The organism is Erwinia aphidicola (genome assembly GCF_024169515.1).
In the GTDB taxonomy this organism is placed as follows: Bacteria; Pseudomonadota; Gammaproteobacteria; order Enterobacterales; family Enterobacteriaceae; genus Erwinia; species Erwinia aphidicola.
In genome coordinates this window covers 3,488,402-3,502,336 of the sequence record NZ_JAMKCQ010000001.1, presented here as the reverse complement: position 1 = coordinate 3,502,336, position 13,935 = coordinate 3,488,402, and the positions used below count along the sequence as shown (strand labels likewise).

At 53.4% G+C, this 13,935-nt stretch carries 19 protein-coding genes; all 19 read right to left on the bottom strand.

Features of this window, described 5'->3' with window-relative positions; genetic code table 11:
- Nucleotides 1–23: 23 nt before the first annotated feature.
- The 19 genes from J2Y91_RS16475 to J2Y91_RS16390 all read right to left on the bottom strand — a co-directional run bounded on the left by J2Y91_RS16475 (nt 24) and on the right by J2Y91_RS16390 (nt 13,934).
- Nucleotides 24–629, bottom strand: coding sequence for a tail assembly protein (locus tag J2Y91_RS16475; protein ID WP_253538901.1), 606 nt, complete (start codon nt 627–629; stop codon nt 24–26).
- Nucleotides 622–1,341 (bottom strand): C40 family peptidase, encoded by a 720-nt coding sequence (locus tag J2Y91_RS16470; protein ID WP_253538898.1) that lies wholly within the window; start codon nt 1,339–1,341, stop codon nt 622–624. The genes J2Y91_RS16475 and J2Y91_RS16470 overlap by 8 nt, the downstream gene beginning before the upstream one ends.
- A gap of 2 nt (nt 1,342–1,343) precedes the next feature.
- Entirely contained in the window at nt 1,344–2,081 is a 738-nt protein-coding gene (locus tag J2Y91_RS16465; RefSeq protein ID WP_253538895.1) for a phage minor tail protein L, read from the bottom strand.
- Nucleotides 2,082–2,133: 52 nt separating this feature from the next.
- On the bottom strand, nt 2,134–2,475 hold the full coding sequence (locus J2Y91_RS16460; protein WP_253538891.1) for a phage tail protein: 342 nt from the start codon (nt 2,473–2,475) through the stop codon (nt 2,134–2,136).
- A 2-nt stretch (nt 2,476–2,477) separates the two neighbouring features.
- Nucleotides 2,478–4,982, bottom strand: a complete 2,505-nt coding sequence (locus J2Y91_RS16455) for a phage tail tape measure protein (protein WP_253538886.1) — start codon at nt 4,980–4,982, stop codon at nt 2,478–2,480.
- A gap of 58 nt (nt 4,983–5,040) precedes the next feature.
- Complete coding sequence (locus tag J2Y91_RS16450) at nt 5,041–5,418, bottom strand: hypothetical protein (RefSeq protein ID WP_253538883.1); 378 nt, start codon at nt 5,416–5,418, stop codon at nt 5,041–5,043.
- A gap of 54 nt (nt 5,419–5,472) precedes the next feature.
- Complete coding sequence (locus J2Y91_RS23120; protein WP_436232197.1) at nt 5,473–5,631, bottom strand: phage tail assembly protein T; 159 nt, start codon at nt 5,629–5,631, stop codon at nt 5,473–5,475.
- A gap of 5 nt (nt 5,632–5,636) precedes the next feature.
- Nucleotides 5,637–6,122 (bottom strand): phage tail assembly chaperone family protein, TAC, encoded by a 486-nt coding sequence (locus J2Y91_RS16445; RefSeq protein ID WP_253538880.1) that lies wholly within the window; start codon nt 6,120–6,122, stop codon nt 5,637–5,639.
- Between the two features lie 52 nt (nt 6,123–6,174).
- Nucleotides 6,175–6,672, bottom strand: coding sequence for a phage tail tube protein (locus tag J2Y91_RS16440; protein ID WP_253538876.1), 498 nt, complete (start codon nt 6,670–6,672; stop codon nt 6,175–6,177).
- 57 nt (nt 6,673–6,729) lie between these two features.
- Nucleotides 6,730–7,095, bottom strand: coding sequence for a DUF3168 domain-containing protein (locus J2Y91_RS16435; RefSeq protein ID WP_253538873.1), 366 nt, complete (start codon nt 7,093–7,095; stop codon nt 6,730–6,732).
- Nucleotides 7,092–7,577 carry an HK97-gp10 family putative phage morphogenesis protein gene (locus tag J2Y91_RS16430; protein ID WP_253539521.1) on the bottom strand — a complete coding sequence of 162 codons (486 nt, stop codon included), beginning with the start codon at nt 7,575–7,577 and terminating at the stop codon, nt 7,092–7,094. Before J2Y91_RS16430 ends, J2Y91_RS16435 begins: the two co-directional genes overlap by 4 nt.
- Complete coding sequence (locus tag J2Y91_RS16425; RefSeq protein WP_253538869.1) at nt 7,570–7,902, bottom strand: phage head closure protein; 333 nt, start codon at nt 7,900–7,902, stop codon at nt 7,570–7,572. Before J2Y91_RS16425 ends, J2Y91_RS16430 begins: the two co-directional genes overlap by 8 nt.
- A gap of 2 nt (nt 7,903–7,904) precedes the next feature.
- A complete protein-coding gene (locus tag J2Y91_RS16420; RefSeq protein WP_253538866.1) occupies nt 7,905–8,111 on the bottom strand; it encodes a hypothetical protein in 207 nt (68 codons plus the stop codon).
- 62 nt (nt 8,112–8,173) lie between these two features.
- Nucleotides 8,174–8,500, bottom strand: a complete 327-nt coding sequence (locus J2Y91_RS16415) for a head-tail connector protein (RefSeq protein WP_253538863.1) — start codon at nt 8,498–8,500, stop codon at nt 8,174–8,176.
- An 8-nt stretch (nt 8,501–8,508) separates the two neighbouring features.
- Nucleotides 8,509–8,763 carry a DUF7210 family protein gene (locus J2Y91_RS16410; RefSeq protein WP_253538860.1) on the bottom strand — a complete coding sequence of 85 codons (255 nt, stop codon included), beginning with the start codon at nt 8,761–8,763 and terminating at the stop codon, nt 8,509–8,511.
- A 49-nt stretch (nt 8,764–8,812) separates the two neighbouring features.
- Nucleotides 8,813–10,033 carry a phage major capsid protein gene (locus tag J2Y91_RS16405; protein ID WP_253538857.1) on the bottom strand — a complete coding sequence of 407 codons (1,221 nt, stop codon included), beginning with the start codon at nt 10,031–10,033 and terminating at the stop codon, nt 8,813–8,815.
- Between the two features lie 9 nt (nt 10,034–10,042).
- Nucleotides 10,043–10,891 carry a head maturation protease, ClpP-related gene (locus tag J2Y91_RS16400; RefSeq protein ID WP_253538853.1) on the bottom strand — a complete coding sequence of 283 codons (849 nt, stop codon included), beginning with the start codon at nt 10,889–10,891 and terminating at the stop codon, nt 10,043–10,045.
- 11 nt (nt 10,892–10,902) lie between these two features.
- Nucleotides 10,903–12,207, bottom strand: coding sequence for a phage portal protein (locus tag J2Y91_RS16395; RefSeq protein ID WP_253538851.1), 1,305 nt, complete (start codon nt 12,205–12,207; stop codon nt 10,903–10,905).
- A complete protein-coding gene (locus J2Y91_RS16390) occupies nt 12,207–13,934 on the bottom strand; it encodes a terminase large subunit (RefSeq protein ID WP_253538849.1) in 1,728 nt (575 codons plus the stop codon). Before J2Y91_RS16390 ends, J2Y91_RS16395 begins: the two co-directional genes overlap by 1 nt.
- Nucleotide 13,935: the final 1 nt, after the last annotated feature.

The window sequence follows — 13,935 nt, the reverse complement described above, 5'->3', positions numbered from 1 at the left end:
GTGGCTTGTCTGCCTGAATGCTGTTACTGCTGATCGCTGGTAAAGCTGCCTGCACTAATAACCGCGCCGCCAACTTCCCGCTGGCCATACAGAACGGGCACCGGATATCCCATCGCAACCGTGTTTACAGGTGAACCGAATGCATAGTTCGGCTTGTTATCTGTGCTTGATGATACGCCGATGTTGTAATTTGGCTGAGGGGTAAGCATCTGAATAACACCACCCAGTGCCATACTTAAACCCAATCCGGTTAGCGCCGTAGTCACGGTGGATGCTGTAACCCCGAGGACAGCAAACGATGCACCGGCGGTAAAATAAGCCGCTACCAAAGCTACTGCACCGATCACTATCTGAAGCATGCCGCCGCGCTTGGACCCCTCGATAATCGGCTCCATGCAAAACTCAGTGGACGCTGAGGACATGTCGAATTCCTGCAGGCCGATATTTTCTTTACCGCTGAAAAAGGCGAAGCGCACGCCGTTTAGATGGGCGTTGGACACATATTTTTTGAATCCCGGCACCTGAGAACACATCGCGCGGATAAGCTCGCGCAGGTCTGCGGCGTGATATCGATGTAAGGATCCGAACTTCTTAGCCATGACGCCTTTTAATCGCATCGTTTTAAGCATTCATCAGCTCCCTGCGGCGCACAACGCGCACGGTTCGGTTGCGCCAGTAATCCCCATACGGGGCGCGCGTGGACAGACTCTCTGAGTTGTGATGCAGCATCAGGTTTTCACCGACATAGATGGCTGCGTGATTGGTTACCGGAGACTGCACGCGCATCATGATCATGTCGCCCGGCCGCATCTCCGCCGGGTCTATCTGCACGAATCCTTCAGCCTCCCAGTTGTCGTCGTAGCGGCTCTCTTTGCCGTCATGCCACCACTCATAATCGACAGACCAGTTGTTCAGGGTAATGCCGTACTCCTGGCGGTAGTAATCCATGATGAGCGTCCAGCAGTCCGCATAGCCCAGCACCCACTGCCGCCCGACAAAATCCCGCTCACCGCGCGGGCTGATTGTGCAGAAATCACCGTCAGGCCATGACATAATCCCCCACTCAACGCCAGAATGATCGCACTGCACCCGGTCAAATTCTGTCGGGATAAGCTGCGGCACATCGGGGTGCGAATGAATCACCATCAGAATATCGCCCTGCGCCTCAGCTGCTCGCTTGTCCTCCTGTGACAAGGTGAAGTCCTGCATGGGATCGTCTGCAATATTCCTGCAAGGCATATAGGTCTGGGTCCTGCCTGACTGGATAATCAGCCCACACGCCTCTTTCGGGTATTCCGAGGCAACGTGTTTACGTATGGCGGCCAGTAGTTTTTCTCGCATCGCTATTTCCCCTGTAAATTTGCCGCTGGGAATCCCCCGAAAGGTAGCGGGTTTTCTTCCCCAAACCGTGCCTTGCAATCAGCCATGCGCCCTCCACACTCGTCTTTTGACGGGTCACTGATTGCCGTTCCGTCTTTGGTAAAATACCGGGTCCCGGCGTAGTCGCACCCTGTTCCGGTGCGGTACCAGCCTCGTATGCACCAGGTGCATACTGGCGTAATCTGCCGGGATGGCAGTTGCAGGCTCTGAATATCAAAAGGTGAGCACAATTCGAACTCAACAACGGAGCGCGTCTCTGCAGTTTTGGCATTGACCAGAAAAAGCTGGACGCGTTCCTCCTGGGGGTTCGCGTTAGGGTTGCCATCAATCCAGTTTGCTGCATCAAGATACTTAGCCATCGTGGTGTGAATTTTCACTTTGGCCTTCACCAGATCGTCGAACTGAAGGCAGAGTGCCGCGACGAAATTCCCCACATTACTGACAGACAGCCTGGGGGTTGGCTGAGCACCAGCGCTGCTCATCTCCATACCGAACAATTCGTAAGGGTGAGGATCGTACTCTTTCCCCTGCCACACGATGGAAGGAAGGTTATCCGCTGCGAAGGATTTCCACCCGCCTGAGGGGATGTTGTAAGCATGAAACCTGAGGACGTTATCCATGCCAAATTCGGTACCATCGACCTCTATCAGTTGTACCAGGCTACCAGGCTCCAGCTGCTGTATATCCTGTAAAAAAGGCATATTTCACCCAATAAAAAAGGGCGCTAAGCGCCCTGTTAGTTATCGTGACGTGTCACGGTGCGAAAGACTGTTCAAAGGTGAAGGCGATTTCCACAAAGTTTCCGTTGGTGAAGATTGGCCGGATGGAGTCAGATTTAACGCGATAGAGCTTTTTCTCTCCCCACGGATTAACCCACCAGCACGACACGGTGACGTGTGATTTCAGGAATGCCCTGATTTTAGCCATCTCCGACTTTCTGCCGCTGCATGTTACTGGCCAGGACTCGCGGGCACTGTTGATGCCCGTTCCGGCGACTTGCTTATAGCCATCACCGAACTGCGCCTCCAAAGTGGAAACCGTCAGTTCTTCCGAAGCCCCTGTTCTTACGCACCACCCAAATTCGTCAATTGCCATACTTACCCCTTGTAGAGCAGGCCGCCGGGCGACATTTGTGTGCGTGCCCAGTCATTGATGGTTTTTTTCATCATTCCTTCCAGTTGCTTGGCTGCATTCGTGGTATTTGCCGTGCTGGTTTCTCCAGCGCCGCCTCCCTCGATTGTGATAGGAACGCTAACTGAAATGCTCGGGCTGCTGCTGGAACTGCGGTTGATGGCAGTGTTGGGATTGCTCCCGGTGCGCATTGCCCCCACCAGGCCACCGCTGGCATAGCCGCGCATCATGTCGTAAAGGTTTTCCACGCCGATTCGCTCAGTCGCTTCTTTGGTGAAGACAAATTCCCCTTTATGCACAATGCCCGCCGGGTCGAATTTGCCCCCCTGCCCGGTGTAGCCGCCTCCATCGAATCCGCCAGCATAAGCCTGATAGCCGGTGCTCATGCCTAACGCCCCGGTAGAACCGGCCCCCGCAGCTGCTCCCCCCGCCGCCGCACCTCCCGCTGCACCGCCCACGGAGCTCACGAACCCACTGATAAGATTTACAGCTGCCATCTGAAGACCGATTTTCACAATCATCGACAGCACTGAGGTCATCCAATCCTTCCAGCTGGCTTTGTTGCCGATCAGCATGTCCGCGACATTATCCAGGGCGCTGCCCAGACCATTGCTTACTGCACTGGCTGCTGATGCTGAGTAGTTGGATGATTCATCCATCCAGTTGGCCAGGCCATCACTCATACCGCTCATCCAGTCTGACTGCATCGCATCGACGCTTTTGTAATAATCTTCCTGAATGCTGAGTCGCTCGCCCATAGCGCTCTTAAGCGCGCTGGATTCTGAGTCGTAGAGAGATTTATCGATATCGCCAGACTGGTAGGAAAGTTGAAGCTGCCGCTGCTGTTCAAGGAAGCTGCGTTCAATACTCAGCCGTTCCTTCATTCTGTCACGTTCTTTTTCCCCGAGCCCCGCACCTTCAAAATCAACACTGAGGTCTTCTCTTGCGTTCTGGTTGCCGGCTTTAAGGTTGGCGATGAACTCTGCTACCTTAGCCATCTCAATGTTGGCTTTTTTTACCGCGTTGAGGCGATCTACCTCGGCCGCCAGCCCTGCTAAGCGGGTTTTCTGTTTCTCGTTGATTCCTGCCAGCTTTCCTTCAGCAATATCGAATTGCAGCTTTTGAGCCTCAGTTAGTTCAGTCGTCTTTTTTCCAGTAGTATCAATTAGCGCGATTTGTCTCTGATAACTGAGCTCAAGAGAATTAAAGGCGCTCTCCAGTTTTTTTGCTGCTGCATCAGGCTTGACCGTGGTTTTGCCGTTAGTTCCTCCGGCTGGAAGGCTGAAGTTCATCAGGCTATCGGCAGTGCCACTGCCAACAGAGTCCGCAATTTTTAACGGCTTCTGCTTGCTTAATTTATCGCGCTGCTGATAAAGCGTGTCCAACTCAGCGTTCACGGCTTTGATGCTGTCGTCTTTACCTACGATCCACCCGAACATTGACTGGCCGGAGCCATACATATCTTTGGAACGGCTACTTTGGTTCTTTTCCAGCCAGTTAATACGCTCCTGAACCTGACCAACGTTATTTATATCAATATTGCCACCCAGTGCGGCCATCCTATTACTGGAATTTGTTGCAAGTTTGCCAGCTTCTGCAGCCGCTTTTGCCAGCCAGGCGGCTAGTTCTGCCACGCCCCCTACGAGCGAAACGATACCTTGTATTACCGACGGATCCGTCAGAACCTTTCTTACCTCATTAAGGGAAGACTGAAGCGGTGAAAGGTCGGCTTTCGCCAGCCCGGCAGCAATCTCCATTTTAAGACCCTTAACCTGAGCCTCCATATCCAAGAAAATGTCGTTTACTTTGACCAAGTCATCAATAGAAGCAGGATCAGGCGCAACTCCATAATCCTTGGCTATACGGATAAAGTTTTTCAGCTTTTCATTGTTATTGTCAAACAGCGGCAGGAGTTTTGATAGATCATTGCCTAAGCTTTCAAGGATGGTGACCTTTCCGGCATTTGTGCTAATTTTCCCCAGTGCCTCGCCGATTGCGAGCATCTGCTTATCAGGAGAGACCTTAGACAGTTTTTCAGCTGATAAGCCAAGGGAATCAAGCGCACCAACGGCCTCACCTGACTTATTCAGTACCGCGTCCCCAATTTTGTCGCTAAGATCTTTGAAGACGTCAGCCATGTTATCGCCAGCTACTCCCGCGCGCTCTGCGGCGAACTGCCAAGCCAGCAACTCCTGAGTGGACATCTTAAGGGATTTCGCCCACTGATCCGTTGATGCAATCTGCTGTGAAGTGGATTTCAGAAGGTTAAAGCCAGCAACACCCACAGCTGCAGCGGTTGCTGCGGCTGCTGCACCAATTCCCGCCAGAGCAACAGATGTTTTCTGTGCATCATCCTGAACCTGCTTACCCCATTTAGCTGATGCTCTTTCGGCTTTGTCCATACCGGAGACAAAACCGCCAACTTTTGCGACCAAGTCTAGAGTCAATGTTCCGAGAGATTTGCTTGCCACTTTCTGTTCTCCGGGCGAAAAAAAGCCCCACGGATGGGGCTATTGATATAGTTTGGCTTTAGAATTTATTAGATGCTTTTGCTTTGGAAATTTTGCACTCAGTTTTTGTAGAGTACGTTTCTCCTGTCATGCCACTGAAAGTCTTTCTTTCAAATGTTAGCGATGACCTGTTAACTGAATATGTATGCTTAAAATTGCCAGACTTCTTACTCCAAACCACCTCATTTGGTCCAAAGGAGGCGGGCTCTGAGAAATTGAACCCGGAACCTCCTAACTTAGACTGAAGTGCAGCGGTACCGTTGGCTTCATTTAATACAATTATGAGGTCTGAAGCTCTTTCGTCAAAATTTGGGCACTGCAGGTATACTGGATTTATAGCAGCCATCGAAACCTGAGATGTAAGGCACAATATTCCAAATAAAATGGACTTTTTCACATTAACCATCCTTGAAGGCAAATAGAGATAATATGCTAGCAAAAAAATCCGCATTTAGACCCAGGTTTCCATAGCCTCTTTCAAGCTTATTGCCTCTTTCTGCATGTGAGGTGCGAAGTCAGCAATACTGAAAGGCTCACTTTTTTCTGGGTCCCGATTGGCATTAGCCAGCGTACTGGCCACCAGCGCCGCCCCCCACTCAGTACGCATCATCGGGTTTAGATTGCCGTAGGCGGCTCGGTACTTAACCCAGAGCTGGTACTCCCGGAAGCTGAGGTTTTCTCTGGCTTCGGCGATGGTTCTTCCGCCGATTCCATTGAGGACGAGCTCGCACCAGAATTCATCTTCGGCGCTGAGTTGGTGGTCTTTCCCAGATCGTTCACCTCCTGAATGGCAACCAGGAGCGCGATAGTCAGTGCGCCATCAAGCGCGCCGCGATCGGGGTCAGCCTCGCCAGTAATATCCTGAGGCGTGAAGACCGGGTGACCATCTTCATCACAGATACTGGCTGCAATACGCCCGGCAATGCCGTCAACCTTGCCCACATGGGCCAGTACGTCAGATGTGGCGCTGTGGTAACCCAGCGGTCGGATGAACACCGTGGCTGTAAATTCTTCATCACGCTGCTTCCAGGTGATTTGTTTTTCCACCGGACGACCTGTGAATGCGCCGGATTTTTTCAGTGAATCGAGGGTCAGTTTCATGTGCCTTCCTGCGAGATAAGATTAGGCGTGACATGTCACGCCCGATTGTTGTTTAGCTGCCTGCGCCAGCCTTCGGAATCCACACGCCAGCACCTGAGCGCTGAATAGTGGCGGTCGTCTGCACAACCGTATTGGCCTGGAAGTCAAACGGGAAGTCAGCAACATAGCCTTTGAAGACATACCAGGTGCGCGTATCCGGCAGAATAAGGCCATCAACTGCGCCAGATGCGCCAGCAGCGCCAACGGTTGGCTCGTCCTCGCCATCCGCCCAGCCGATAGCAAAGGTCAAATCATCCTGATCGGAAGATTCAGCCAGGTTACTGAGCATCAGGTGGCTGGCGTTTGCCGGATCAGCGTTGAGCGTTGCGGAAGCCTGTGCGGGAGTGCGGAGGCCCTTTTTGTAAGTGCGCGTGCTTCGCTCGCTCAGGCAGGTGTCCTCAATCTGATCGGCGGGGTTCCCGCCCGGTGAGAACGCGGTAATGCATTCGACCTCTCTGACCACGCCCGCGGCGAGAACATAGAGCTGAGTACCTTGTGTCACGACTGACATAGTTTTCTCCAGGTAATAAAAAACCCGCCGGAGCGGGTCTGTTGTTAAGGGTTTTTGTTATCGCAACACTATCCAGTCGACATCGAATGAATAGCGGTACCGTTTGGTTTCACTGTCCTGCTCCTGCTCCCCCCATCGGGTGATATAGGCGCGGGGTTCAATGGCATCACGCAGCGCGCGCGCCACGGCGATCACTTCACTGTCGGTGTTGGCATAGATATCAACCTGCAGCGTGTAATTGTCCGCGTCAGGGCGCGTTCCAAGGTAATTCTCTGGTCCGCCGGTTATGTTCTGCCACACCGCGTAGGGATAGGTGGGTGTTTCGGGGTTTTTCCCGAATGGGTAAAGTCTCACTGTGGTGTCGCCCAGCAGCGCCCGGACATCAGCGCTCGCTGCGCAGGTTGTGAAAATTGGTGCAATCATCCGCCCCCCGCTTTCTTTTTAGCTCTGGCGATCGCCCGGTCAAGCGCCCGGTCATACTCGCTGACAAATGTGGCCACAACTTCATTAATGCTGGAATCACCCGCCGGGCGCATAATCGGCTGGGCCCTCATGTTCTCGGTTCCGAACTCGATAAGCCTCCAGTGCGGAGTGGGTGAATTTTTGCTGAGCGAAGGATGGTTTTTAAGTTTCGCGCCGTACATCACGCCGACCCTGAACCCGAGGTCACCAGTGCGCTTAAATCGCCTGCCGTCCCAGCGCTGAGCGATGTTATCCGCGATGCTGCGCCCGGTGCCTGGGTCGTCGATTCTCGCAGCGTTCGCTTTCGCTCTGGCGACAATGACATTGCCCGCCTTACGCAGCGCGGCACGTCCGCCCTTGTTCCGCATGTCATCGCTAAGGGTATCCAGCCGACCCAGCAGCGTATCGATACCAGTCAGCTTAAAGCTCACGCCATCAGCCATCATTAACCCCCTCCGAACATGGCAGGGTCAGATATTCCCTGCCGCTTACTGCATCAGGAAGAACACCTTCAACGTTATAAATCCGGTCACGGAAAACAATCCGGTTCGCGTTCGTCAGCCCGGCGCGATACCGGATTGTAATTCGGGTAGTTATTTCACCCTGGGTGGCCTGAGCCGCGATAAACTCCCGCGCAGACAATGGCACCACGTCAGCCCACACCGTAGCTAGGTCGCGCCACTCAGGATTGACTGCGCCTGATAACTGATCCTGAACGTTAACTTTGTGCTGCAGCGTGATCCGGTGCCGTAGTTTTCCTGCCTGCATCGCTACCCCCTGACCTTACCACTCAGATACGTTGGTACAGGAGAATCTGGCGAAGTGGCTTCAATTTCATCGGCAAAGGTCTGATACAGAACAGCAGCCAGAGACTCATTCGACTCTGCCAGGCGACTTAGCGCTGCTGTCTGGTCGATCTGCGCTTGCGTCTGCTTCTGCATCGCTTCCAGCAGTGCGTTTACCTGTTGCTCGTTCATGTGCAATCCTCATCCAATTTTTGAGCCACTCGCGGCGGCGCTGACAGCCTGAGCATGCCACGTCAGACTCCATAAATTTTGTATGGTTGTAGAAGTGCTTCTACAGCAAGGGGCACTGAAGAAGGCGCCTGGCCTATGACTACCGCTTCACGGTTTGAGTACCAGTGACCGATAAGCAGCAGCATCGCGGCTCGGATGTCATCGTCTAACAGCAGACGATTCTCATCCGTGTCATAGCCAGGATCGGTATTGAGTTGGTAGAGCGTTCTGCGGGTCCATGTCTGCACGTAACGGCTCGCCGCGCCGGAATAAATCCCCAGCAGGTTATCGTCGTCAGTGACATCAGGCTCAATCCGACAATGAGCCTTAATAATGCTCATTTCGATCATAAAACCCCTTATTTAGTTTTGGTTTTGGTTTTTGGCTGCTCTGGCTGCTCTGGCTGCTCTGGCTGCTCTGGCTGCTCTGGCTGCTCTGGCTGCTCTGGCTGCTCTGGCTGCTCTGGCTGCTCTGCAGGATTATCCTCAGTTGCCAACTGCGCATATAGCTTTTTAATCAGCTCGCGCCCATGCTGTTCAGCAGTTTCGAACGTTGCGCCAGCGGGTTTCACCACTCCATCGTGATAGATGGGTTTGAGTAATTTAAGTTTCATATTTAGCTCCAGCTAAAAAGCGGCCCGCAGGCCGCATGGTAAGAGAGATTTATGAGCCGCCACCAGCAGCAGGCGCAGTGAATGTGCCATAGATGAAGGCTTCAGGGCGCTTAACTGCCAGCGCCAGTCGCTCTTCACAACGAATTGAGATCATGTTTTTCTCGAAGTCGTCGGCGTTCTCAGTAGAAATCACAACGTTGGCATCTTCACGATCAAAGATTTGCGCACCGGCATTGAAAGCCCCGGTCAGGAATTTACCCTGGAATGCGGCAGCTTCAGTTGCCACAACTGGAAGGCCCCAGAGGGTCGGGCCGGTCAATGCTGCAGGGTTCGCCAGGATATAGCGGCCCAGCGTATCTTTAATCAGCTCGATCTTAGCCCAGTCAATAAAGTGCAGAACATGGCCGGAGGCCGGGAAGCGGGCCAGCTGAGCCTGCAACATAGCCAGTCGCAGGTCATCAATACCGTTCTGCTGGTCTACTTCAAACGCGGCTGCATATGCAGACGCCTGCGGGATGATGCCTTCCAAATGAGCGCCAGTACCGTCTCCGAACAGAATCTCCTGCTCTTCGACATATTTCAGGCCGTAGCGCAGCTCAGCGTCGATAGTTGACTGAAGCTGCGGCATGTCGTCCAGAATCTGCTTCGCTGCCTTAAACAGGTGCGCAATGGTGCGAACCGGGGTGATCTTCTCTGCAAACTGAATATCACTGTAAGGCTTAGTGGTGTTCTCAGCGACAGCCTTTGCATTGTTCGTGAACCCGGTCTGCTGTACCCAGTAAATAGTGTTCGATGCAGTTCGGCCCGGTGCGATCAGGTCACGAATGAACAGGCGCTGTTTTGGTTGCGCATCGATACCTGGCAGACGGTCTGGAGCTACGATCTGGCCGGGGACATTCACCGTAAGCAGCGCGGCGCTGACTGGAATGCTGAGTCGCTTATTACCCTCCACGCCAGCAGAGAAGGATTTCAGCGCTTCAGATGAAATAACCTGCTGGCCGACGGTCTCAACCAGTTTAGCCGCGTTACTGAGCGGCATCTGGGCAACGTGCTGCTCCAGCTCACCCAGGGCAGCTTTCAGCGTTTTTTCAGCTTCACGCATGGCGTTAAACTCTGAAGCCATTTTATCGACCGCTGCTTTAGTTTCTTCTGAGAGGGAACCGGATTTTTTTGCTTCTTTCAGCGCCTCTTCTGCTTTGGCGCTAAATTTGCCGTTTGCATCTTCAATGCTTGCGGTTACTTGTTTCAGGATTTCGTTTACTTCAGACATGGGTGTTCCTTATTTGCGGAACGCGGCCAGCGCGTTATTGAGTTCTTTGAGGTGTTCAGGATCGATTTTTTCGGTAGCGCCCGGCTTACCTTCATGATCGGCAACAGCGCCTGGCTTGCTGCCTGATAAAGCTTTCAATAATTTCCGCCGTTCCGAGCGCGGAGTGTCTGTCTTGGCGAGCAATGCATCGAGCTTTCTAAGCGCTGCAGATGGGCTGTCATCGTCATCAGCGATTTCATCAGCTGAAAGGAGACGGTCTGCAAAGCCTTTTTCAACGGCATCGCTGCCCCCGATGTAAGTTTCGCCATCCATCATCGCGCTGACATCCTCCAGACTGAGGCCGCTACGAGCTGAGTAGATGTCGCCCATCGCTTTATCGAAAGGCTCCATATCAGCGGCGATTTGAGCCAGGTCGTGACGGTTACCCATCGCATAGACCCAGCAGTTGTGGATCATCAGGAAGGCACCGCGTCCAATCTGAACTTCATCACCCGCCATAGCGATGATTGATGCAGCGGATGCAGCCAGGCCGAGAACTTTTACGGTAACTTTGCCTTTGTACTCACGAAGAAGGTTATAAATCGCCAAACCTTCGAACATATCACCGCCAGGCGAGTTGATATTCACTGTCACATCAGCACCATCAAGTGAGCGCAGCGCGCCAGCGATACGGCTTGCTGTGACACCATCGCCCCAGTAGTCGGCACCAATCACATCAAAGATGGAAATGCTGTTATCGCCCGGCTTTGCCGCTTTGATGCTGCCATTCCAGCGCTCCATTGCGGAAGACGGCCAATCGCGTTTTTCACGCGAAAAGGGCCGCCCCTCCGGCGCTGCCGGAAGACTTTTTATTGTCATGGGAGATGCTCCTAGGCCGCTTGTTTAAGCGGTGATTGTTCGAAAGGTATGTCTGGGAACACGCAAGCGTGTACTTCCTGAAAGACTTTTGCCCGCGCTGCCTGACTATTTTTCTTCAAGTCTTCCAGCGGCGTCAGATTGAGCTGCACGGTATAAATATCGCCACCCTCAATTGGTGCCATGTTTTCCATTCGGCGAACGTCATTGCGTGACATCCAGCCGTTTTGCAGCGCCGTGGTGTAATAGGCAGAACGCCCCGCGCTGTCGGCACGCAGCAAACCTTCCACCGAGAACTCGGCAAAATAATCCTCGTCGCCGTCCAGCAGACAGCGCGCGATTTCCTGCTCGATGTTGACCAGCAGCGGCCGCAATGTATTGGTCAGAAATTGCAGGTTCATGCCTTCCACGCTCGACGCCCAGCTGCTCTGCTTGTCGGCATGCCCCACCATAAACGGCGGAATACGGAACCAGCGACAAATCTCCTCGATGCTGAATGAGCGGCTCTCCAGCATCTGCGCCGCTTCGGGGTTCATAGTAATGCCCTGATAGGACAGGTCTCCTTCCAGAACCATGACCTTGCCGGCGTTTTTGGAGCCGACAAAGTCCCCGAGATTTTTCTTTAGCCTGCCGCGCTGGTCCTCGTTCAAGGCCGTTTTTGCACTGATGAAACCGGAGTTTTGGATCCCGTTCTCGAATATCTTGGCCGCCGATTCCTCAACGGCCATGGCCGAGCCAATCACGTCGCGCCCGACCATCATCGGCATCATGCCGCAGACGCCATCAAGGCCGAACCCGCGAATATGCATGATTTTTTTAACCGGTATGACCCGCTTGCCGAGTTTTTCGGTGTAAGTGTATTCCAGTTGCCCGTTATCCAACCGTTTCACCACCATATTCTGCGGTAGCAGAGGATTGAGGCCCACCAGCTTGTTACCGATCATCAGCTTTTCGATAAAGCCGTTACCGCGCAGACTAAGACTCGCCACCACCATCAGCATAAATCGTGATGGCGTCATTTCTGCATTGGGCTGTCGGCAGAGAACGCGATAAGCTGGATGATCCTGTGCCAGTATTCGCGAACCATCCGCCTGACGCCGATACACCTTGAGCGGCAGCGTAGACACGGATTCGCTTAACAGCCTGGCACAGGCCCATACCGCAGAAAGCTTGATGGCCTTATCGACCGACACCGTTTTACCGCTGCTGCTCGCCCCCATCCAATCCTGCCAGAAGTCGCCAGTCGTCAGGCTGATGGGAACACCTAGCCAGTTTAAAAGGGCGCTTTTTACGCGCCCGGGATGTTTTTTGGATTTCATCAGACACCTATCATTATCGGATCGTCGAAGAACGCGCTGTTGTCCGGCTTATCACCTCCATTGACGATCAGGCGGCTTTTCGCAGTAAAGAGCGCCACCGGTCCATCGATTTTGTTTTCCGGAGTGGACTTGTTCGGAAAGACGTTGTCATTTTTGTCTGGCTTGACGGTCACGTTGGACATCATCCACGTCATGACGGGGTTGCCGTCGTGATGGAACTTGCTGCCGTAGATATCCGCCTGCACCGTTTTCATAGACTCGGACAGGTTTTTTACCGTCTGCGCCACCTCCACCAGCGGCAGCCCCTCGTCGGCCAGCGCCAGACTGAACTGCGTAGCGCTCCACGGGTCGAAGGCGATTTCCCGCAGGCTCTCCCCTTTAACCCAGGCTTCGACATCGGCCTTGATATAGCCGTGATCGATAACGTCACCGTCCGTTAATTCCAGATGCCCGGCATCAGCCCATTTCCGGTAAAGCTCAGAAATATGCTTGGGTGCCGTCTCAAGGCGACCTTCGGGTATCCAGAATTTAGACTTCGTGTGCGTATGGCCGTTGGGAGCCATCCACGTTTTCACAGCTGCGCAGATGTCTATCTTGTTTGCAAGGTCGATGCCGACCCACAGCGGCCATTTGACGAGCTCATCATCTTCTGCGATGTCATTGCACTTATCCCAGCGATCCATATCCATCCAGGCGCTCTCAGCGGTTACCCATATGTTCAGGTGTTTGGTGAAAAAGTTAGGACGGGCCGCGATCTGTTCTTTCGCCTTTTTCGCGAGGCGGCGCATGTCGTCCCAGCGTTTACATACCCCAAGCCCGGGATTGGCTTTCGGCCAGTTGCGTTCGTCGAACGGGTCGTCGTCTTCATCCAGCGTGTAGATAACGGCGAAATAGGTGTCATCATCCACCACGCCGCGCAGAACCTTGATGGCATAGTCGCGCTGCTCAAAGCAAATGCCCTCTTTGTTGGTCCCGGATGTCGTGATAGCGAATATCAGTGACTGGAGTCGCGCACCAGTGGCCGTCTCCAGAACGTCCCACACGTCACGGGTTCTGTGCGCGTGGAGTTCGTCTACGATGCCGCAATGAATATTCAGGCCGTCGAGGTTATTTGCATCGCTTGAAAGCGGCTCAAATTTCGAGGCGGTGCGCTCCTGGTGAATATTCAGCTTTACGTGACCAAAGAGCCGGCCAAGAATTTTGGGCGACTTCTTAATCATGTTTTTGGCGTCATCAAAAACGATTCGCGCCTGATCGCGAGTGGTTGCAGCTGAATAGACTTCTGCGCCACCTTCACCATCTGCCCCGGTCATATAAAGACCGATTCCAGATGAAAGCGTGGACTTCGCGTTTTTCCTGGCGACTTCGCTGTACGCGGTGCGGAAGCGGCGAACCATAACCGTGTCGCCGTCTTCGTCCAGAACCTGCTCCCCGGTCAACTCGTCAATCAGTGGAATCACAAAGCCAAAAAGGTTAATCAGGATGAAAATATGCCATGGCATAAGCTCAATCGGCTTGCCTGCCAGCGCACCTTTAACGTGCGGAACAAAGTTATAAAAGTCGAGGACGTGCTGGGCGCGGTCCTCGCTGAAGTAGATGCCGCGCTCCGGCCCGTTCTCTAAATCATCAAGGAATCGCTGGCACGACAGACGCACCAGTTCGCCAGCAACGATCTCGCCAGCCAGTACGTGTTCTGCGTACTGAATACCAGCCTGAACGGTTGCCATT

Excerpts from the sequence above, each read along its gene's own strand:
- J2Y91_RS16475 (WP_253538901.1), bottom strand. The coding sequence starts at position 629 with ATGCTTAAAACGATGCGATTAAAAGGCGTCATGGCTAAGAAGTTCGGA.
- J2Y91_RS16470 (WP_253538898.1), bottom strand. The coding sequence starts at position 1,341 with ATGCGAGAAAAACTACTGGCCGCCATACGTAAACACGTTGCCTCGGAA.
- J2Y91_RS16465 (WP_253538895.1), bottom strand. The coding sequence starts at position 2,081 with ATGCCTTTTTTACAGGATATACAGCAGCTGGAGCCTGGTAGCCTGGTA.
- J2Y91_RS16460 (WP_253538891.1), bottom strand. The coding sequence starts at position 2,475 with ATGGCAATTGACGAATTTGGGTGGTGCGTAAGAACAGGGGCTTCGGAA.
- J2Y91_RS23120 (WP_436232197.1), bottom strand. The coding sequence starts at position 5,631 with ATGATGCGTACTGAGTGGGGGGCGGCGCTGGTGGCCAGTACGCTGGCT.
- J2Y91_RS16445 (WP_253538880.1), bottom strand. The coding sequence starts at position 6,122 with ATGAAACTGACCCTCGATTCACTGAAAAAATCCGGCGCATTCACAGGT.
- J2Y91_RS16440 (WP_253538876.1), bottom strand. The coding sequence starts at position 6,672 with ATGTCAGTCGTGACACAAGGTACTCAGCTCTATGTTCTCGCCGCGGGC.
- J2Y91_RS16435 (WP_253538873.1), bottom strand. The coding sequence starts at position 7,095 with ATGATTGCACCAATTTTCACAACCTGCGCAGCGAGCGCTGATGTCCGG.
- J2Y91_RS16430 (WP_253539521.1), bottom strand. The coding sequence starts at position 7,577 with ATGGCTGATGGCGTGAGCTTTAAGCTGACTGGTATCGATACGCTGCTG.
- J2Y91_RS16425 (WP_253538869.1), bottom strand. The coding sequence starts at position 7,902 with ATGCAGGCAGGAAAACTACGGCACCGGATCACGCTGCAGCACAAAGTT.
- J2Y91_RS16420 (WP_253538866.1), bottom strand. The coding sequence starts at position 8,111 with ATGAACGAGCAACAGGTAAACGCACTGCTGGAAGCGATGCAGAAGCAG.
- J2Y91_RS16415 (WP_253538863.1), bottom strand. The coding sequence starts at position 8,500 with ATGATCGAAATGAGCATTATTAAGGCTCATTGTCGGATTGAGCCTGAT.
- J2Y91_RS16410 (WP_253538860.1), bottom strand. The coding sequence starts at position 8,763 with ATGAAACTTAAATTACTCAAACCCATCTATCACGATGGAGTGGTGAAA.
- J2Y91_RS16405 (WP_253538857.1), bottom strand. The coding sequence starts at position 10,033 with ATGTCTGAAGTAAACGAAATCCTGAAACAAGTAACCGCAAGCATTGAA.
- J2Y91_RS16400 (WP_253538853.1), bottom strand. The coding sequence starts at position 10,891 with ATGACAATAAAAAGTCTTCCGGCAGCGCCGGAGGGGCGGCCCTTTTCG.
- J2Y91_RS16395 (WP_253538851.1), bottom strand. The coding sequence starts at position 12,207 with ATGAAATCCAAAAAACATCCCGGGCGCGTAAAAAGCGCCCTTTTAAAC.
- J2Y91_RS16390 (WP_253538849.1), bottom strand. The coding sequence starts at position 13,934 with ATGGCAACCGTTCAGGCTGGTATTCAGTACGCAGAACACGTACTGGCT.